Source organism: Bacteroidota bacterium (assembly GCA_016195025.1).
In the GTDB taxonomy this organism is placed as follows: Bacteria; Bacteroidota; Bacteroidia; order Palsa-948; family Palsa-948; genus Palsa-948.
The window spans coordinates 1-19919 of the sequence record JACQAL010000061.1; the positions used below are offsets into that span (position 1 = coordinate 1).

At 40.6% G+C, this 19919-nt stretch carries 15 protein-coding genes and 1 tRNA gene; 4 read left to right on the plus strand and 12 right to left on the minus strand.

What is annotated here, in order from left to right; genetic code table 11:
• Positions 1 to 164: 164 nt before the first annotated feature.
• Positions 165 to 1907 carry a hypothetical protein gene (locus tag HY063_12425; GenBank protein ID MBI3502588.1) on the minus strand — a complete coding sequence of 581 codons (1743 nt, stop codon included), beginning with the start codon at positions 1905 to 1907 and terminating at the stop codon, positions 165 to 167.
• Positions 1908 to 1943: 36 nt separating this feature from the next.
• On the minus strand, positions 1944 to 4919 hold the full coding sequence (locus HY063_12430) for a gliding motility-associated C-terminal domain-containing protein (GenBank protein ID MBI3502589.1): 2976 nt from the start codon (positions 4917 to 4919) through the stop codon (positions 1944 to 1946).
• Between the two features lie 103 nt (positions 4920 to 5022).
• On the opposite strand from HY063_12430, the gene HY063_12435 reads away from it, so the two are divergent.
• Complete coding sequence (locus HY063_12435) at positions 5023 to 5328, plus strand: hypothetical protein (protein MBI3502590.1); 306 nt, start codon at positions 5023 to 5025, stop codon at positions 5326 to 5328.
• A 188-nt stretch (positions 5329 to 5516) separates the two neighbouring features.
• On the opposite strand, the gene HY063_12440 is transcribed toward HY063_12435, so the two are convergent.
• From HY063_12440 to HY063_12475, 8 genes are all read right to left on the minus strand, one after another.
• A complete protein-coding gene (locus HY063_12440; GenBank protein MBI3502591.1) occupies positions 5517 to 5690 on the minus strand; it encodes a hypothetical protein in 174 nt (57 codons plus the stop codon).
• A gap of 33 nt (positions 5691 to 5723) precedes the next feature.
• Complete coding sequence (locus HY063_12445) at positions 5724 to 5963, minus strand: helix-turn-helix transcriptional regulator (GenBank protein MBI3502592.1); 240 nt, start codon at positions 5961 to 5963, stop codon at positions 5724 to 5726.
• Between the two features lie 66 nt (positions 5964 to 6029).
• On the minus strand, positions 6030 to 7562 hold the full coding sequence (locus HY063_12450) for a T9SS type A sorting domain-containing protein (protein ID MBI3502593.1): 1533 nt from the start codon (positions 7560 to 7562) through the stop codon (positions 6030 to 6032).
• A 15-nt stretch (positions 7563 to 7577) separates the two neighbouring features.
• Positions 7578 to 8906, minus strand: coding sequence for a T9SS type A sorting domain-containing protein (locus HY063_12455; protein MBI3502594.1), 1329 nt, complete (start codon positions 8904 to 8906; stop codon positions 7578 to 7580).
• A gap of 110 nt (positions 8907 to 9016) precedes the next feature.
• Entirely contained in the window at positions 9017 to 10786 is a 1770-nt protein-coding gene (locus tag HY063_12460) for a T9SS type A sorting domain-containing protein (GenBank protein MBI3502595.1), read from the minus strand.
• Between the two features lie 42 nt (positions 10787 to 10828).
• On the minus strand, positions 10829 to 11959 hold the full coding sequence (locus HY063_12465; GenBank protein MBI3502596.1) for a T9SS type A sorting domain-containing protein: 1131 nt from the start codon (positions 11957 to 11959) through the stop codon (positions 10829 to 10831).
• Between the two features lie 18 nt (positions 11960 to 11977).
• Entirely contained in the window at positions 11978 to 13054 is a 1077-nt protein-coding gene (locus HY063_12470; GenBank protein MBI3502597.1) for a T9SS type A sorting domain-containing protein, read from the minus strand.
• A gap of 24 nt (positions 13055 to 13078) precedes the next feature.
• Complete coding sequence (locus HY063_12475; protein MBI3502598.1) at positions 13079 to 15553, minus strand: T9SS type A sorting domain-containing protein; 2475 nt, start codon at positions 15551 to 15553, stop codon at positions 13079 to 13081.
• Positions 15554 to 15671: 118 nt separating this feature from the next.
• Here HY063_12475 and HY063_12480 point away from each other — a divergent pair, with 118 nt between their 5' ends.
• Together HY063_12480 and HY063_12485 are read left to right on the plus strand one after the other, a co-directional pair.
• On the plus strand, positions 15672 to 17192 hold the full coding sequence (locus HY063_12480; GenBank protein MBI3502599.1) for a hypothetical protein: 1521 nt from the start codon (positions 15672 to 15674) through the stop codon (positions 17190 to 17192).
• Positions 17193 to 17401: 209 nt separating this feature from the next.
• The gene (locus HY063_12485; protein MBI3502600.1) at positions 17402 to 18787 is read left to right on the plus strand and encodes a putative DNA binding domain-containing protein; all 1386 of its coding nucleotides are present in this window, start codon (positions 17402 to 17404) and stop codon (positions 18785 to 18787) included.
• Here HY063_12485 and HY063_12490 read toward each other — a convergent pair.
• Positions 18769 to 18930 carry a hypothetical protein gene (locus tag HY063_12490; GenBank protein MBI3502601.1) on the minus strand — a complete coding sequence of 54 codons (162 nt, stop codon included), beginning with the start codon at positions 18928 to 18930 and terminating at the stop codon, positions 18769 to 18771. The two genes, HY063_12485 and HY063_12490, sit on opposite strands and share 19 nt — an antisense overlap.
• A 116-nt stretch (positions 18931 to 19046) precedes the next feature.
• Between HY063_12490 and HY063_12495 the strand changes: the two genes are divergently transcribed.
• Positions 19047 to 19111, plus strand: a tRNA-OTHER gene (locus HY063_12495).
• Between the two features lie 82 nt (positions 19112 to 19193).
• Here HY063_12495 and HY063_12500 read toward each other — a convergent pair.
• Entirely contained in the window at positions 19194 to 19769 is a 576-nt protein-coding gene (locus HY063_12500; GenBank protein MBI3502602.1) for a tyrosine-type recombinase/integrase, read from the minus strand.
• Positions 19770 to 19919 lie beyond the last annotated feature (150 nt).

Here is a 19919-nt window from a genome sequence, read left to right on the forward strand (position 1 = left end):
CAAAAATTGTATAGCCATATCCGTGTAACGAAACAATAGTGTATAACTATTCCAGTAAAACCAATCACAACTGTATAGTTATTTTAGTAAAGGTCACCTTGCACGGATTTCGGAGGATTAGGGACGATTGCGGAGAACCGCGGGGAAATTACGGGATGTGTCTTTTAATTTGTCTTTACTAAACTAAATCCCGCCTCCCAAAATCCCGGACGCATTACTGATGGATACACATTGCTGAATCTTTTGTGAATGGCAATCCGTTCAGTTGGCGCCCAAAGAAAAATAATGGGTACTTCATCATATAAAATTTTTTGAAAACGCTTGTACATGATTGCCCGTTTATTTTCATTCAATTCAGTTCGTATGGAGTCAATAACTGCATCGCATTCCGCATTGCAAAAGTTAGTATAATTTGCTCCTTTATTGTTTGTTGATTCGCTATGAAATGTTTGTTTGAAATCATCAGGAGTTGGACCGGAAAGCAACTGACCCGTTGTTAAATCAAACTCGTGGTTTTTACATCGCTGAATGTAAATTGCAAATTCAACACTGATTATATTTACTTGTATGCCTATTTTTTTTGCTTCCTGCTGAAACATCAAAGCGATTGATTTTCGCTCATCCGATTCTGCATTGTACAAAAAATCAATAATGAATTCGGTATGCTTTCCATCAATAATCTTATCAAGTGTTTCGTCTCCATTTGTATTTTTCCATCCTGATTCTTCCAAAAGTTTTTTTGTTTTACCAATATTATAATCGTAAGGCACAAGTTCACTGTTGTATTCTTTTTTCTTTGAAGGATGAACAGGTCCAATCACGCGCTGTGCCTGTCCGTATTTGATTGCTTGAATCATTTTATCTACATCTACAAGATGAACTAATGCCTGCCGGGTAAGTTTATCTGCAAGCAAAGGATTTTTTGTGTTGATAGCAATATAACTGTATGCATACATCATTGGATTATAGGCATTGAAGTTTTCTGTGAACTTTTCAGAATTATTTAGTTCAACAAAATCTTTTGACTTGATAGAATTCATTACATCAAGATTTCCTGCCTTTAGCGAAACAATGGCGGTTGTTTGGTCTTTGATGATTTGATAAATAAGTTTGTCGGGATATGCTTCAAAGTAACAGTTTTCTTTTTCTAATTTATCTCCCCACCAGTTTTCTTTTTTTTCGAGAACAATTCTTTCATTGGTTTTCCACTGCGAAAATTTATACGCTCCGCTCCCGCTGATAAACCCAGGGTCGCGCATTCTTTTTTCTGAATTGAAATCACCGGCAAACTCTTTCATCTTCTCATTCTTTTTTAATTTTTCTCCTTCTTCAGCAATTTGTTTCAGGGTAAAATTTCTCATCAATCTTTTCGGGTCATAAAAATATTCAGGGATAATAGGAGCATCCGCGCTCGCGGCTTCAGCGAGAAAATAAATTTTGTTGGATATAATTGTAAACTTAAGCGGGTCCTCTGCATAAAGTTTGAAATCACTTATGAAATCAAAATAAGATTTTGCATTTTGATTATTTACCAGCGGACATTTAACCGTCTTGAAAGTAAACTCAACATCTTTTGCAGTAACAGGCGTTCCGTTATCCCAACGCGCTTCTTTGCGAAGGTGATAAGTGATTAACATTTTTCCATCTGAAGTTTTTTCTACTTGCGGACGGCTTTCGGAAAGAACAGGAACAAAGTTTTCAGGTTGGCGATAATCCACATCCATCAGCCGCTGAAAAATATGATTGATAATTTGCCCTGACTTGGAATCAGAATAATTGATTGGGTTGAGCATTTCGGGCGCAGCGAGCAAATGAACAACAACTTCATTTCTGTTTTTAAAATTATTGTTACAGGAGAAAAAAATCAAAACGAAGAATGCTGAGGATATGAGGAAGGGAAAGCGCATAGAAAAAAATCTTCTGCAAAGAAACAACAATAACAATTATCTCAGCAGCGTAACTGTTCCTTGCTTTGTTTCATCTTTTCCGCTGAGGAAAACTGCGTGAAGATAATAAGCGAACACTGCCGTTTGCGCGGGCTTTCCATTCACATTTCCATCCCATCCGTTTGCGGGATTTGTTGAACGAAAAACTTCCTGCCCCCATCGGTTGTAAATAATAAATTCCATTTCTTTGATGCAACTATTCCGCACATACAGCACATCATTCTTTGTATCGCCATTGGGAGAAAAAGCGTTTGGCACGAAAAGTTCTCCGCAATTTATTTCCACATAAACTGTAACCGGAACAACATCGCAGCAGCCATTCGCATCGCAAATAAAAACTGTGTACGTGGTGGTAACTGTCGGACTCACCGTAATTATGCTTGCAGTGCTTCCATTGCTCCACGAATAATTTGTGCCGCCCGATGCGGTGAGCGTTGCGCTTCCTCCTAAATTGATTGTATCGGATGGAGGAATAATATTTCCCGATGGATTCGGATTCACAATAACCGTAATGCTCGTATCGTCTGCGCAGATTCCGTTGGAAACAATCACGGAGTAAGTTGTCGTTGCGGTTGCTGTGGCAGTGATGGAAGAAGTAGTTTGCCCTGTGTTCCATGAATAAGAATTTCCTCCGGATGCGGTGAGTGAAATAGTTTGCCCTGCGCAGAGCGGACTATTTCCAAAAATATTTGCAACGGGAGCAGAAGTTGGAGAAACTGTTTGCGTTGAAATGCCCGTGCATCCATTCGCATTTGTTCCGATTACAGAATAAGTTCCTGCAGTTGTAACGATGATGGAAGAAGTTGTTGCGCCATTGCTCCACGAATAATTATTTCCACCGCTTGCCGTAAGCGTTACCGCGCTTCCATTGCAAATCAAATTTATTCCGCTGATAATTATTGCGGGAGAAGGGAAAACAGTTGCAGTAGCAGCGGCAGAAGCAGAGCATCCGTTTACATCCGTAACCGTAACTGAATAATTTGTTGTGGAAGTTGGAGAAATAATAATTGAAGAAGAAGTCGCTCCTGTGTTCCACGAATAATTTATTCCTCCGCTTGCCGTAAGCGTTTCGCTCGCGCCTGAACAAATTGTGTTTGCACCGGTGATAGAAACATTCGGCAGAGGATTTACATTGACTACGAAAGTTGCTGTTCCTGTGCACCCGCTGGCGTTTGTAGCAATGACCGAATAAGTGGCAGTGGCAGTAGCAGCGGCAGTAATTGAAGTGGTTGTTGCTCCTGTGTTCCACGAATAATTTATTCCACCGCTCGCGGTGAGCGTTGCATTTTGCCCCAAACAAATTATTGAATTGCCGGAAATGGTTGCAGTGATTGCTCCAACTGTTACAGCAACTGTTGCTGAGTTAGTGCAACCATTCACATTCGTTGCAATCACTGTGTAAGTTGTGTTCGCGGTAGGAGTTACTATAATACTTGAAGTGGTTTGTCCAACAGGAATCCAACTATAAGAATTTCCTCCGCTTGCGGTTAGCGTTGCGCTTTGTCCGTTGCAGAGATTTGTATTTCCGGTAATGGATGGAGTTGGTAAAGAATTTACAGTAGTTGTGACAGCAGCAGTGTTTGTACATCCGTTTGCATTCGCTGCAATTACTGTGTAAGTTGTATTAGTTGTTGGATTCACAACAATGCTCGTGGCATTTTGTCCCGATGGGAGCCAACTATAAGAATTTCCTCCGCTGGCGGTAAGCGTTGAACTTTGCCCGCTGCACAATGTTGTGTTTCCGCTGATGATTGGATTCGGCAATGATGAAACATTTATTGCAGAAGTTGCAGAAGCAGTGCATCCGTTTACGCTTGTAGCAATCACAGTATAAGTTGTGTTGGTAGTCGGGCTTACAACAATGTTCGTAGTAGTTTGCCCCGATGGAATCCAACTATAAGAATTTCCTCCGCTCGCGGTGAGCGTGGTGCTTTGCCCGCTGCATAATGTTGTGCCTCCGCTGATGGATGGAGAAGGATTAGGATACAAAGTTACGGAGGTGGATGCTGTGCTTGAACCGCAAACATTTGAAACTGTAACCGTGTAAGTCGTGGTTGCCGTTGGCGTTGCAACTGGATTTGAAATATTCGGATTGCTCAATCCCGATGAAGGACTCCATATATAACCCGTTCCTCCGCTTGAACTGAGCGTGGTGGATTGCGCGGGGCAGATGGAAACATTCGGTCCGGCAGTTGCCACGGGCATTCCTGTTCCTGTTTGTGTTACAGTTAAGTTTGCATCATCAAGCCAGATGTTGTGGCACCAGGGAGTTTGAGTCCAACTGTCCCATCCGCCAATTCTAACAGTAACAGAGTTGACGCCACCGCAAACGGAAAAAGTATTTGTGTAAATGAGCCAGCCCGTATCATAAGTTCCTCCCGAAACCAAATTGGTGGAAGCAATGTTGGTGCTGTTGTCATTATTTATTACTGTGAGTTGGGCGTTCGTTACTGTACTCGAATTTAAATTAGAACCCGCTCTCCATTTGAAAGTGAGCGTGAACTGGTATGCCATAGGAGAAAATGTTACTGTTTTAAAAAGATAGTAAGAGCAGGGCGAGCCGATCGCATTGGAACAAATTGCTCCCGAAGGAGGAGTGCAGTTGCCCGTGCCGTTTGTTTTGCACGCGCCATTGTACCAGCAGTTGCCCGCACCGCAGCAACTCGTGCATGTCTTAAAAATATTTGCCGAAGGCGGAGCATTGCCTCCCGTAGCGGCATCGGTTGTGCCCTGCCAAACAAGGTTACTTTCATTGGTGCAGCCGCTTTGAACAAATGCCCAGCCCTGCAAGCCCGTGCTGAAATTATCGTTGATGTAAACCTGGGAGAAAAGCCCGCCCCCGCCCTCCCAAAGGGAGGGGGAAAGAAATACTGCACAGAGGGCGATGGCGAAAAGTAGAATTTGTTTCACTGTTTGAATTTCAGTTTTTTCATTCGCTGCTGCTTCTTTCCAAGTGCTATTTTTCTGCGGCATTTTATGCATATGTTGTTTATGTGCGGTGACAAAAAAATTGAATTATGAAAGAGGTCTATTGAAAAATTTGAAGATTTCTGCATTTCCTATCAGCAACTTGTAGTTGCCTATCACTATATTTTCTCTGCCTATTGACATCGGCAAGCAGAATATTGACATCGGCAAGCAGAATATTGACATCAGCAGGCAGAATATTGACATCAGCAGGCAGAATATTGACATCAGCAGGCAGAATATTGACATCGGCAAGCAAAATATTGAAGCGGGAAGCGTTCCTGTTGAAGCGGGAAGTGTTCCCATTAAAGCAGGAAGCGTTCCCGTTAGAGTAGGAATTGTTCCCTGCCTGCCGGCAGGCACGGCTGTTAAAGATGAAAGCATGCTCGCTTTAGCGGTTTCATTTTTATACTAAGATTACACATATTTCCGAAAAAAGACACGATTACACCAATTATATTTCGGCTGTTTTATCTGTGTAATCGTTTCTGAAATCTGTGTAATCATTTTCGGATTTTCAACTGCCTTTGGTTTATTTTTCTGCTTTTTGCAAAAGTACCGATTGCTGTTCGGATAATTTATTTTTTTCATCGTAAAAAGTTTTTATTCCTCGTTGCTTCTTTTCATTATTTCTTTTCTTTTCTCGTGCAGAAATTTCAGCCACTCTTTTATATCAGCAGCATTTGAATTGTTCGGCTCTTTCATTTGCTTTTGCAATTTTCCTTCTATGTCGCTTATTTGTTTTTCTATGGTTTCTAAAAGTGAATGGTTGCTCATGTTCACTTATACTCTGCAAGCGTCAAAAAAGTTTCATTTCAATAATTGCCACGGCTCAACTCCAAGATGTCTGCTCAGGATTCCGAGCGTGGTCAGCGTCATATCGTATTTGCCGGATTCGCATCTTGAAATTTTAATTCCGGTTTTGTCTTCCAGTTGTTCCTGCGTAATGCCGTTTGCTTTACGCACCATTCTTATTCGCTTTGCCGCGTAAGCAATAAGTTTTCCGTCTTTGCGCTGCTTGCTTTTTTTTCTGCTGTGTCCGTTTGCCATTAAGAGCCGTGATGTAAAGTTAATTCATGCTGCGTAAAATTGTCAGCACGAATTCGTTGGTGAAAATCAGTTGTTGATTATTATTTTTTTCACAATGCTTTTTGCTTCTTCATTCACCTTCAGAAAATAAATTCCGTTGGGAACATCGAGATTAATGATTAGTGATTTTTGATTAATGATTTTTTCTGAATACACTTTCCCTCCAAGTACATTATAAATCTCCAACTCTGAATTTATAAATCTTAAATCATTAATCGTTACTCTTAAATTGCCTTTACACGGATTCGGATAAATTGAAAGTCGTAATTCATCATTCGTAAATTCATTCACTGCTGCATTGAGCGGGCAAAGAGAAATAGTGGGAATGAAAGTAGTGTCAAGCCGTTTTATCCAGAAGAAAACGGTATCGTTAATGTAACCGGATTTTTCAGCGATAAGCCAATATTGAGTGGAGTCGGTTGTTCGGTTTCCTGCCCACAAACCAAATTGATAATTTCCATTTGAATCGGTTTTTTGTCTGCTTCGGAACAGCGTATCGCCCGAAACTCTTCCCTTGCAATACACGCGGAGAAAAACATCGCTTAGCGGATTTCCGCTGGAGCAATCCAGAATTTTTCCTTCTCCCATTCCGAGAAAAGGATAATACAGCGAGTCAAGATTCGGTATAAATGAATACTGATTCCAGATGCTCAATGAAGTGTGCGGTTTCACTAACCAATATCCCTGAAACAATTGAATGCCGTTAATGTCTCCGTCATCATAGCGGTTCAAGCCATGCTGCAGCATATATTGAAACGAAGCGGGAGACGCCCAACTATAACTTGGTCCTGCTCCCCAATCCACATAAATGCCGATATGAATTTCCTTGCCGGGAAAATTTACCCGCAGTTGATTGATGTAAGTATCGGTGCTGGTGTAAACGGAAGATTGATTTCCATAATGCCAGAGGGAAATTCCGTCAATCACCGGCATCCACGAGGGTTGAATGGTGGTGCTGTATTTGACAACAAACAATTTATTATACGGAGTGTGCGCAATGCTGTCGCTGTGAACATTTCCGTTTGCATCCACATATTTTCCCCGTAACGCATCGCGCACTTTATGCGCCATTGAAGTGTCGCCCGGAAAATCATCAATGTATCCTCCGCAAATTCCTCCGTAAAGTTGAGAGAGGCGCGAAAACCGCTGCCCCGCCTGAATTTCCCCGCTTCCGCTTTGCGGATAAGGAGAGTAAAGCGCGGTGTCGGCTGGCGTGTTAAGAACGCCACCTTCCGATGGCGGAACAATAATTCCGAAAGCGCGGTTTGTTTTCCATTGCGCGCAGGAATCTATTTCCTGAAGAAAAGATAATCCGTTATCGCCATTCCAGTTTCCGATTCCTAATTCACCAAACTTGAATTCATCCTGAATGGGAAGAGAATCGGTGCCGCTTGTGTTGTTGTAACAATATCCTGCCGCCATCCGGTAAACTTGCAAGGGTCCTTGAATTTTCGGAACGCTTTGGGAAAAACAGCAGGCAGCAGACAACAGACAACAGACAATTAAAAGCCGAGTCCGGAATAAAATGGCGATAGAATGTTTTGCGTAAAGTTTTTGCATTGAAGGAATTTTAATTTAATTTGATAAGAGCATAATTTTTTTCATGCCTGTTTTTATGCCTTCTGATATTTTCAGCATGTATAATCCGTTTTCAACTTTCGGCACAATGGTTTGCTGCTCCCGGTTCATTGTGGTGGAAAAAACAACTTGCCCCAGTTCATTGAGCAGTTCAATTTTTGCGTTTGTTATTCCTGAACACTGAACATTTATTTCTCCGTCAAGCGATGGATTTGGGAAAACGGTGAATCGTAATTTATTATCCGAAATTTCGTTTACACCAGAAGCAAACAAAAGATTCTTGTAGTAAATAATTTGTGAGTGCATAAAGAAAAACGGCTGCGTGTGCCCGTTGGTGTAAGCGCAACCGCTTCCGTAAGTTGAGTAATAAGGATTGCAATTATTGGCAACATTACTTGCACAACTGCTGTCATCGGGACTGCAAAAGTTATGATATTGCTGAGGCCAGTACTCAATCCAGATAGTATTTCCTTTCGGAGCATATTGCGTGATGTCCACTTTCCACGGATTTGTTTGCGAGCCGGGACACCATCCGGCACGGTTGTATTGCCATGTTCCGCTCTGCGGGCTGCAGGGATTGGAACCGCAATCTGAACGCCACAAAGTATTATTGAAAGTGTAGTTGGAATCTATACGCAGCGAGTGAAGTTTGCTGCAGAACTCTCCGCAGTTATCCGTGTTGAATTCTCCGTGACCGCTCATGTTCACATTCACTTTCACTGAATCGGCACCTGCATCAATCGTAATTTGTTTTGGTGCAATGGAGTCGGAAATTTTATGAATGTAACAGCCATATTCCCATCGGTCGTTCAACACATTATTATCCCAGAGGTTTTGAATTTTGTACGCTTCCTTTTTTGGATTTCCTCCTTTGAAATCAAAAGAAATGTTTACCAAATATCCTTTCTGCGAACCGGAAGTTACATAGTAAAGAATGAAAGGAGAGAGGTCAATGCTTCCTGCAAGAACGGGACGAAAATCCGTAACATCCACCGTCCATCCGCACGCCTTGCTGAATGGCGTCATGATGCGGGCGATTTCAACGGACTGTCCGTTTTTTGTTGAGGTAACATCTCCGATTCTGTCGTACGGGTCCCATCCTGCCGATGGCATGGTGAGAGAATAGTGCAGCAGGATTTGCTCGTACTTGAAATTTGTATCCGGAAAAATCACCGTAACGGTGGAGGACATTGTTCCGTTAATCAACGGGATTTGATTTATCGTGATGGTTGTATCATTGCCGATTACGCCTGCGAAAGAAATAGTTGGCGACAGGCAGTTGGCAGCAAGAAAGAGAGAAAATGAAAGAGCGTAGAGTTTTTTCATGTTAAATGGTTTTAAATGTTTATGAATACAAATTTCGCTCTTGCGCATGTAATAACCAAACCAACTTTTTGTTATTCTTTGGAGTCGGAAAAAGGAAAGAAAAGAAATGCCTAACGAATAACTACAAACTTAACTGAAGTATTTCTATTTTCAGTTATGAGATTGAGGAAATAAATTCCTTTAGTAAGAGAAATATTTTTCAAAGAATATTTTTGTAGTTCCATCTGCTGAAATTCATTTAAGAGAACTGCAATTTCTTTTCCGAGAACATCTGAAATGCTGACCTTCACAAAAGTTTTTTCGGGCAGGTAATAAGTGATGAATGAATTTTCTGTAATAGGGTTTTGGTAAATACGCAAATTCAAACCCTGCTGTGAATATTCATTTATGCCAGTTAGTGCAACAACTTGCGAAGTGAGCGTGTAGCATTGATTGAGTGAAACAAGCGTAACCGTGTATGTCCCAATGGCGGAATAAGTATGAATGGGGCTGTAAGTTGTATCCCAGTTTCCATCGCCAAAATTCCAGAGATATGTATTTCCTGTTAGAGAAGTGTTTGTGAAAATAATCTGCAATCCATTCTGAACATAGTTGAATGAAGCGGTTCCCGAAGGAGAATTTTGTTTTGTCAATGTAATGGGAACTGCCGCCCAGTTGTTGCTGTAATCCGATTCCAGAAAACTTTTTTCGGGATTGGTAATGGAAACAATGTAATAAGTTCCATCGCAAATATTATTCAAAATAATCGGGTCGTTCAACGCTTCATCGTAAATATCAAGATAGCCGCCATAAATTCCCTGGTCAAGCCCGCAGCCGGAGTAAAACCCAAATCCTGAATTCGGAATGTTTGCCAGTGTAAGAACATTTCCCAAACTGTCTTTGCAATAACCGGAATCTGCCGTGCAGTTATCATCGTTCATCAGGCAAAAACTTTGCTTGGTGGAATTTCCCACAACGGGCCATGTAGTTGCATCGGCATTTGAAGTTTGCACGCGCAAAGAAAAATCGCTCCAATGGTCAACATGCAAATGCTGGTGCGCAGGATGAAAAATCATTTTGCCTGCGGTGTGGTTGTATGAAGAAAGTGTATCGCTTCCGTGCCGCTGATAAATTTTCTGAACCACTATGTGTTTCAACTGTCCCGCGCAAGGCGCATTGCAGGGAATGGGAACCGTATCGCAAAAGCAACTGTCAATTCCGTGCGCTTCCAACGGACCCCTTCCGACATTCGGAGTAGCGTTTGCAAGAGTGATGTAGCCGGTATATTCCGTATGAAATTGCTGAATGCAAAGCGCGGAAGCTGTCATGTCAGGAAATAAGTCGCAGGTATCAGAAATATTTTGACAAGAACAATAATTGCAAACAATCGGAGGAGCGGGTTGGTCAGCAGGAGGATTTACTGAAAAAGTTATGCTGCAATTATGATACGAACCGGTATCGGAAAAATATGTGTCGCTCACCCAAAGAATCCAGTTGCCATTGGGATTTTGTCCGTTGTTCTTTATGTTTAAAGATTGCTGCGGAATAAAAGTTCCTGTGAAAGGAGCCGTGCCGCTTGCAATAAAAGATGAACCGTTCATTGCAAAACAAGTGTTCAGAAAATTTTGCCCGTTCATCCCCACTCCTCCGGCAAGCGTGATTAAACTTCCATCGGGCGATTGAAGACGAATTACCAAATCGGCATCGAAGGAATGAGTGATGTTTATGCAAACGGAAGAAAGTCCGAAGGAAGAATTTATTTGCGAAGGCAGCCCCGAAACATTTATGGGAATGAGAATGGTGGAAGTATCGGGAATGTGCGTATAAGTGGAATCATAAAAAGTTTGCCCGCTGCAGAAAACAGGGAAAAGAAAAAATGAGAGGAAAAAATTTCTTAACATTCAAAAATAGTATGGCAGAATAAAGATATTTATTTTGCGCCATTACTGCTGAACGATCAATTTCCCGACAGCAATATTTTTTTCTTCCGAAACGATTCGATAAAAATAAATTCCGCTCACTTCGTTCAAGTTTACTGTTTCAAGTTTACTGTTTACGATTTTAGAAAATACTTTTTCTCCAAGCAAATTATAAATTTCGATTTTGTATTCACTGCCGCTGCCTCCTGCCGCTTGTATTTGAAAAATGCCGGAGGAGGGATTTGGTGAAATCGAAAAGAGAGATTGTTCATTCGTAAGTTGCTCCACGGAAACCGCACTGCTGCAGGAATCTATTTGAGAAAGTTTTTGCGCCATCCATTTCAGCGTTCCTTTCTGATAAGCATCGTAAATTGAACTCCACACAGGCATCCATTTATAAGATGGAATACTCAAATTCTGAGAGTCGGCAACTTCTGTCATAATATTTACGGCAGCAGCATTAGTCAGAGAATCCAATTTTTTTTCCCCGTTTGGATTTTCGTAGTTCAAAATTATCTGCGCGTTGGGTTGATACAGTTGGTCAGTATCCATTTTAGAAATATTCAACTGCAAAGTATGTTTATTAACAGGCACCATTATCGCATCAATGTATGGCCATGGCTGAAAGTTGCTGCGCGGCTGGTAATCGGTAGCCATGATGTGCTGAAATCCTAAATTGTGCATGTCGGTAAGATACTGGAGAATGATAGTATCGTTGTTTGTCTGCCGTACTGTCTGTGTAAAATTTTCAAGCGCCAGGCATTTCGTGTTGTTTATGAATTTTGTGAGCATGGCGATGCGATGATTGTAAACGGATGTATTGGTAAGCGTGTCGGTGGCGTCACCAATTCCGAAAAATATATTGGGCGTGATTTGTTTCATGTGATTAATGTACGGAACCCAGGCATTGTAATAAGGCGTATCTATTCGCTGGATTACTTGAACGAGCATCGTTGGTTTTACGGCAAAAGAATCCTGCATGGCTTTGAATACAGTGGCTGAATCTTCAAGCATTTTCCACTGCCCGGCATGGTTCACGCATCCGCCTAAATTAAACGGACGGCAATAAACGGATTGAGAAAAAGAAACCCATCCCCAACCCTTGCCAAAGGGAAGGGAGATTATTACAGCGAGAGTGAAGAAAAGTTTTTTCATTATCCTGTTGATGTAAAATTATTTTTGAATGATTAGTTTTTTTATTGCTATTCCGTCTTTAGTTTTCAATTCCAGAAAATAAATTCCATTTGGAATATCAAGATTGATTATTGATGAATGATTGTTGATGAATGTTGAATACATTTTTTCTCCATACACATTGTAGATTTCAATTTTGTATTCACTGCCGCTGCCACTGCCAACTGCCACTTGAAATTCCCCGCTGCTTGGATTCGGATAAATCGTTATTCCTGATTCATCATTCGTCATTTCATTCAGACCTGTAGTTAAACACGCATCCACCGAGTCAAGTTTTTGTCCAATCCAAGTCAAAGTGCCTAATGCGTATGCATCGTAATTTTTACTCCAGGGTGGAAAAAATCGGTAAGGAACAGTAGAAACATTCTGACTGTCGGCAGCGACCGACATGGCGGCAATGCTTCCTGCCGCTCCGAGCGAAGTAAGTTTTAATTGTCCCGGTGCGTTTTCATAGTTTGCAAGAATGGTTAAGTTGGGAGAGTTAAGAAGAATGGAATCAATGCGGGCGGTTTTGGCTTTCCATGTTACAGTGTCAATAGCGATTTGCGCTGACTCTACATAAATCCACGGATTTCCCGATGGCGCTTTCTTCCAAGGGTTGCTTTCAATATGCTGAAAACCTAAATTGTGAAGGGCGGTGAGAAAATTCAGCATAGCGCTTTCGGTGCTGTACTGAACTAAATTCTGAAAATGGTCTATACGAATGCACTTCGTGTACGCGGCATATTTCGTTGCAAGAGTTATCATGGTTGCTGAATCATTTGGCAGAACATAAGCCGGTTTACCCAATGCAAAACCCAGATTAGGGGTAATTTGTTTTAACTGAATAAGAAAAGTGTCGTACGGAAGCGGGTCGACATTCAACAACACATTTTCAATCCATGTAGGAGAAAACGCAGCGATGGCATTAAGTATGGTGCTGTCTGTTTCCACCAATTGTTTTCCGCCTTGAATAGCATAACTTAAATCAAACGGACGGCAATAAACGGATTGTGGCAATACATCATGCAGATTGATTAGAACTGTGATGACGATGAGAATAATTTTTGTTTTCATCCGAGAAAAAAGTTTTATACATTTTTACTGAACAACCAACTTTCCCACAGCAATATTTTCCCCTTCTGAAACAATTCTATAAAAATAAATTCCTGTAGGCAACCCGCTCCTGCTAATTACGAATGAATCCGCCCCGATAGCCATCGGGGTACGAATAATATCAACATTCATTTCTTTTCCTATTACATCATAAATTTTCAAATTCATATTTCGTAATTCGCCATTCGTTATTTGTAGTGTGGCGGTTTCGCTGAATGGATTCGGGTAAATACTTGTTTGCAGCGATGAAGAATTTATTGTTGCAATTCCTGTGCTGCAATTATTCACAATGATTGTCATGGTTGTTGTTCCTGTGCATCCGTTCGCATCGGTTACCCAAACAGTGTAGGTGGTGGTAACAGTCGGATAAACGGTAACGCTTGCAGTAGTTTGCCCGGTGTTCCACGAATAACTTACTCCTCCGCTCGCGGTCATATAGGCGGGATAGCCCGCGCAAATAATATTCGGGTCGGCAAAAACTGCTGCTGCAACTGCAGTGGGTTGAGTAATCGTAACTGTTTGCTGTGCACTGCATCCATACGCATCGGTAACAGTTACGGAATAATTTCCTGCCGTTAATCCGGTTGCAGTTTGTGTAGTTTGTCCATTGTTCCACTGATAAGTGTAAGGAGAAGAACCACCAGAAGGGTTTGCAGTAGCAGCACCATTGTTTCCTCCGTTGCATGTAGTAACATTTTGCGAAGAAACTGAAAGTGAAACAACATTGGCAGATTGCGTAACATTCACAACAGTTGATTGCGTGCATCCGTTCGCGTCTGCAACTACCACTGTATAATTTCCTGCGTTGAGTCCGGTAATTGTTTGCGTAGTTTGCCCGCTGCTCCATTGATATGTGTATGGAGATGTTCCACCCGAAGGATTTGCAGTAGCAGTTCCATTTGCGTAGCAATGCGCAGGCGTGGAAGTAGCGGAAACATTCGGTCCGGTTGTTGAAGTTACATTTATAGTTGTTGCATTTGTACAACCGTTCGCATCGGTAACAACCACTGTGTAAGTGGATGCGCTGAGCCCCGTAGCAGTTTGCGCGGTTTGCCCATTGCTCCACTGATAAGTGTATGGAGAATTTCCACCTGAAGCAGTAGCCGTTGCACTTCCTCCGTTTCCATTGCAGGATGTAGCCGTTGAATTTGCAGTAACACTCGGTCCCGCGCTGGAAGTTATTGTTGCCACTGCGCTTTGAGCGCAAGTATTGGCATCCGTAATGGTCACTGTGTAAGTTCCCGCACTAAGCCCTGAAATTGTTTGTGTGGTTTGCCCATTGCTCCACTGGTAAGTGTAAGGCGAAGTTCCGCCTGAAGGATTTGCTGTGGCGGTTCCGTTATTGCTGCTGCATGTTGCCGTTGTAGAAACTGCCGCAGCAGAAAGCGTGCAGTTGGAACAATATTCCCAGTAATCATTCAACGGATTTTTGCTCAAGTCCAAACAACCCGTGCCGATGTATCCGCAGTTGCCGACAGAAAAACCTACGGCATCCATTCTCGGACCTCCGCCAAAACTTGGTCGCTGCGTCCACGAATCAGTTCCGGGATTATATTCCCAAAAATCTTTGCAGGATGGATTTGAAATTCCTCCATCGTATCCTGTGCCGAGATAGCCCAACCCTCCTACGGAAAAACCTACCGCTTCTCTTCTTTTTGTTCCGGCAAAATTTGCTTTCTGTGTCCATGTATCATTGGAAGGATTGTATTCCCAGAAATCATTTGTATTACCAACTTGGTCTTCTCCCGTTCCAATATATCCTTTGTTCAAAATAAAAAAACCAACAGAGTAACATCTTGCGGTTCCTCCAAAGTTTGCTTTCTGCGTCCAAGTGTCCGTTGAAGGGTCATACTGCCAGAAATCTTTTGCATAGTTGGTTGTAAATCCTGTTCCGATGTATCCGTAATTGCCAACAGAAAATCCAACCGCATAATCTCTCAAACCTCCTCCCACATTTGCTTTCTGCGTCCATGTATTTGTTGATTGATCCCATTCCCAAAAATCGTTCATCTTGCCGGGACCGCCAACCCCTGTTCCGATATATCCTTTCGTTCCGATGGAAAATCCAACGGCTCCACGCCTTCCAAAGCCGCCCATACTTGCTTTTTGCGTCCAGATATTTGTTGACTTATCCCATTCCCACAAATCGTTATGGTCGGTTCCGCCACCATAACCGGTTCCGATGTATCCGTAATTACCTATAGAAAATCCAACTGCGTGTACCCGCGAAGCAGGAAAATTTGCTTTGGGGTTCCAGTTGGGTTGAGCGGATAAAAAAGTTAATGAAGTAAAAAACAGAATAAGAAATGGAGTTAAGCGCACAAAAAATTTCTTCTTATGAAAATTTGTTTCTATTTCAGAATATTCATTCTGCTTTGGTTTTATTTCTTTGAACCATTTGCTTTTATGCCTTGCAGATTTATCTTTTTTACGGGAAGAATTTTTCGTCTTTGCTTTCATAATAAAATATTTTATGGAACAAATTTCGTTCATCGGCAGAAACAATACAAACCAATTTTAATTTATTCTTTGGAGTCAGAAATGATGTATCTTAGTGCGGTAAATCAAATAATCATTTATGCCCAAACAAGGAACCAATGATTTATTCCGGTTAATTCATTCTATGGATGGGGCTGAGAAATCATATTTTAAAAAGTTCGCGAAAAGGCATGTTATCGGGGATGAAAATAAGTATGTGAGGCTTTTTGACGCGATTGAAGTGCAAAAAGAATATGATGAACAAAAACTTTTGAAAGAAGAAAAATATGTAAGACAATTACCCTATTTGAAAAATTATCTTTTCAATCTCATAATGCAATCGCTGAATAATTATCATTCGCAATCATCAGCCGACAGCATTCTGCGCCATCAAATCAGCCAGATTGAAATTCTTCAGCGAAAAGGATTATTTGATGTGGCGGGTAAGCAAATTCGCAAAGCAAAAAATTTTGCAAGGGAACTTGAACTTCATCATCACAATGTGCAGTTGAATAATCTTGAATATAAAATCGCATGGCGGCAATTCAATTACGAAGGTCTTGAAAAAATAATGAAGGAAGAGAAGGAACATCTTTTTCATCAGGAGAAATCAAAATCGCTCAGGGATTTGTTGTACCGACTCATCGTTCGTTACAACAAAACCGGCACCAGCCGAAGCAAAAAAGATTTTGAGGAAATAGAAAAACTTATCAAGCATCCTTTGCTGAAGCAATCTCCTGATGAACTTCCTTTTGAAGCGAGAAAAACTTTTTTTCATATCAACTTTGTATATTTTATTTCAAAGGGAGATTATGAAAATGCCTATACATACGCAAAAAAGAAAATAAATTTATTTCTCTCGCATCCGAATAGAAAAAAATATAATGCGGATGCTTACTTATCAAGTTTGAATGATTTGTTCAATACGCTCTACGAACTGAAAAGATATGATGAGATGAAAAAATATCTTGATGATTTATCGCGCTTTCAGCCGGAAATAAAAACCATTGATGAAAAAGTGAAAGCGTTTCATTATTCCGGAGTGCATCACCTTAATTTCTATAACAACACAGGACGATTTGATGAAGGTGCAAAAAAATCAAAAAATATTTTGAACGAACTTTCTTACTATGAAACTAAATTAAACTCCCTGCAAAAATGTATTCTCCACACCAATATGGCGATTGCGTTTTTTGGAAACGAAGAATATAAAACATGCCTCAAACTTCTAAATAAAATCAGCATATACACCAAATCAAAAACAAGAGCGGATTTAGAAAGTTTTCTGAAAATTTTTTATGTGCTGGTACATTATGAAATTCACAATGAGGACTTGCTCCCCTATCTTGCAAAATCAAATTACCGAACGCTCTTCAGGCAAAAAAGATTATTCCGTTTTGAAACGCTTATGTTAAAATTTTTCGAGAGAATTTTGCCGAAGATAAACATGACGGATAAAAAAGAATTAAGAAAAGCATTTCAAATTTTAAAAACGGAAGTAGAAAAACTTTCCAGCGACCTGCACGAAAAAAATATTCTGGATGATTTTGATTTTATATCGTGGATTGAAAGTAAAATTGAGAATAAATCTTTTGCCGAAACAGTGAAGAAAAAAAAGTAAAATTATTTACAACTCATTGGGTTAAAATATTTATTCATCTGATTGCCTTGCCCCACAATTTCATACATTCGTGAAAAAACAACTTTTCATTATTTCTGTTTTTTTCAAATTTAATTTCATATTCCAAGTTCCTAATGAATCCCAATCCTATGCTAAAGGAAAAAACAAGAAGTACAATGAACTCGTATCTTTACCGATATTTTTCTTAGATGAATATCGCCAAACTTATTAAGCAAGGTGAAGGTGAAACGCTTGAGTTCAAACAGAACTTTGACAGGGAAGGCGTTTTCATTTCTGCCGGGGCGATGGCAAATCGTAACGGAGGAAAAATACTTATTGGTGTAACAAATAAGGGCGCGGCAAGTGGAATTACTATCGGCAAGGAAACTTTAAAAGATTGGGCGAATCAGATTTCACAAGGGACAGATCCCAAAATAATAGTTGATATAGGTGCTTATAAGGCAGGTGAAAAAACAGTAGTTGTTATTGAAGTGCCGAATTCCAACGTGAAACCTGTTTCAGTGGGCGGAAAATATTATTTGAGAGTAGCTAACAGCAATAGAAATTTACCGCTGCACAAGTTGAATGAAATATACATGGGTTCGGTTGGCATGAGTTGGGATGCCATGCCTGCACATAAAGCATTGATGAGAGATATCAGCATGAAGAAAGTAAAACTCTACATGGAGAGAAGCCTTGCTTCAGGAAGGCGTAAATTTTCAGACCCTCCTCTTCAAGTGCTAAAGAAATTAGGATTTATTGTCGATGATAGACCGACTTGGTCTGCGATTCTTCTTTTCGGTAATGAACCGAATAAATTTGTAAAGCATGCGAGGGTACACTGCGGAAGAATTAAAGGCGAATCAAAAATCATAGATGATAATTACATTGAAGGAGATATTTTTGAACAGATAAATAAAACCATATCAGTTATTGAGCGCAACATAAATGTTGAATTTGTAATTACAGGAAAGAAAGCTCAGCGCGATGAAGTATGGGAGTATCCGCTTGATGCGTTAAGAGAATCTGTGATAAATGCAATTTGCCACCGCGATTATATGGACACAAACGACATTCTCATAAAAATATATGATGATAGAATTTCAATATGGAATCCCGGAGGATTGCCTTTTGGAATGACGATGGATATGTTTAAAAATCCTGATCATCCATCCAAACCCCGCAATAAAAATATTGCTCAAGCTCTTTATGACATCGCAGATATTGAACGCTATGGAACAGGAGTAAAACGGATTCTTGACGCTTGCAGAAAAGCGGGGTTACCTAATCCTGTATTCGAAGAAATGGGAGAAGGTTTTCATGTACTATTCCGTAAACCTGAAAGTGAAAAATTAAAATTAGCGGGAGAAAGAGAAGAGATTTATCATGTGTTAACAGCAAGACAAAAAGAAATAATGCAACATGTAAAACTGCATGGCAAAATTACTTTATCAGAATGCGTAAAACTTATACCCGGTGTTTCCGAAAAAACCCTTTACAGAGATTTGCAAAACTTAGTTAGCCGGAAAATATTACAACCAGTTGGAGAAAAACGTGGAACGCGGTATATTCTCACTCAAAAGCGCTTAAAATGATAACGGACATTATCGGACATTATCGGACATTTATCGGACATAGTTCCATCCCAGTTGATATTTCCGTAATATATTTCAACGCCTGAAACAGAAAATGTTTCCGTCCATTTTTTTATTTTTATTTCGAGTTCCTTGAAAAACATTTTGAAGGCAAGTTGGATGGATTAATTTAAAAGTGGGAAGTGGGGAATGGAGTGGGGAAAATGTCAAGCATTACAACCAAATGCATACATTTGCTTTGGTTTTTTGAAAAATAATCGGCATTTAGAGAAGGCGCACGGACTGAAAATCCGTGTGTCACTGGTTCAACTCCAGTAGATGCCACAGAATTCACCCCAGAACTCAAACATTTTTCCGAACACTGAAACGGAGTGGGGAAACAAGTGGGGAATGGAGTGGGGAAATTTCAGGATGCCTTTCCGAATACGCTGAAATCCTGCGCAACTTTTCCAATTACTTTTTTATCGAAGTAATGGTCCTCCAAAACTTTTAATGCGCTGTGTCCGGTGATAATCCTTGCGTTCTCCGCGCCAATTCTTGCAGCAAGTGCGCTGGCGTGAGTTTTACGGAGGGATTTGAAAGTTTTATTGATACCGATTTGCTTTGCGTAATGCCCGAATGCTCTCCATAAATGCCGAGCCATTGTGTCACGTTTCATTTTTTCCGAATCAGCTATAATATATTTTTCTGTTTTTTTGTTTTCATCATAACCCAACTTCAATAAAAGTTTCTTCATTTCGGCAGTAATCGGAATTGAAACATATTTTTTTGAATCTCCCTGAAGATTTTTAATTTTATTCACCTTAATATCTTCCGATTTTATGAAAGTCATTTCCTCTTTTTCTTCTGTGATGGAAGAAAAACGCAGGTGAAAAATTTCAGCGGCTCTTCTTCCGCTGAATATGGAAAGCAGAATTGCATCCCTGAGCCAGGGTTTCCAAAGTGATTCGATTACGATGGATTGCGATGCAATGCGATGCATTACGGTGCGGGACAAAAAGAATGTGATAGCTATATGGATGCAGTATGAAGCATGCATCAAAGGAACATGAAGGGTGCATCAAGGGTGCAGGAAAGGAACATATAGGGTTTTGATGGGTACATCTATGCAAGCAAAAAAAATTCGTGAAAA

Excerpts from the sequence above, each read along its gene's own strand:
- HY063_12425 (MBI3502588.1), bottom strand. The coding sequence starts at position 1,907 with ATGCGCTTTCCCTTCCTCATATCCTCAGCATTCTTCGTTTTGATTTTT.
- HY063_12430 (MBI3502589.1), bottom strand. The coding sequence starts at position 4,919 with ATGCCGCAGAAAAATAGCACTTGGAAAGAAGCAGCAGCGAATGAAAAA.
- HY063_12440 (MBI3502591.1), bottom strand. The coding sequence starts at position 5,690 with ATGAGCAACCATTCACTTTTAGAAACCATAGAAAAACAAATAAGCGAC.
- HY063_12445 (MBI3502592.1), bottom strand. The coding sequence starts at position 5,963 with ATGGCAAACGGACACAGCAGAAAAAAAAGCAAGCAGCGCAAAGACGGA.
- HY063_12450 (MBI3502593.1), bottom strand. The coding sequence starts at position 7,562 with ATGCAAAAACTTTACGCAAAACATTCTATCGCCATTTTATTCCGGACT.
- HY063_12455 (MBI3502594.1), bottom strand. The coding sequence starts at position 8,906 with ATGAAAAAACTCTACGCTCTTTCATTTTCTCTCTTTCTTGCTGCCAAC.
- HY063_12460 (MBI3502595.1), bottom strand. The coding sequence starts at position 10,786 with ATGTTAAGAAATTTTTTCCTCTCATTTTTTCTTTTCCCTGTTTTCTGC.
- HY063_12465 (MBI3502596.1), bottom strand. The coding sequence starts at position 11,959 with ATGAAAAAACTTTTCTTCACTCTCGCTGTAATAATCTCCCTTCCCTTT.
- HY063_12470 (MBI3502597.1), bottom strand. The coding sequence starts at position 13,054 with ATGAAAACAAAAATTATTCTCATCGTCATCACAGTTCTAATCAATCTG.
- HY063_12475 (MBI3502598.1), bottom strand. The coding sequence starts at position 15,553 with ATGAAAGCAAAGACGAAAAATTCTTCCCGTAAAAAAGATAAATCTGCA.
- HY063_12480 (MBI3502599.1), top strand. The coding sequence starts at position 15,672 with ATGCCCAAACAAGGAACCAATGATTTATTCCGGTTAATTCATTCTATG.
- HY063_12485 (MBI3502600.1), top strand. The coding sequence starts at position 17,402 with ATGAATATCGCCAAACTTATTAAGCAAGGTGAAGGTGAAACGCTTGAG.
- HY063_12490 (MBI3502601.1), bottom strand. The coding sequence starts at position 18,930 with ATGTTTTTCAAGGAACTCGAAATAAAAATAAAAAAATGGACGGAAACA.
- HY063_12500 (MBI3502602.1), bottom strand. The coding sequence starts at position 19,769 with ATGCATCGCATTGCATCGCAATCCATCGTAATCGAATCACTTTGGAAA.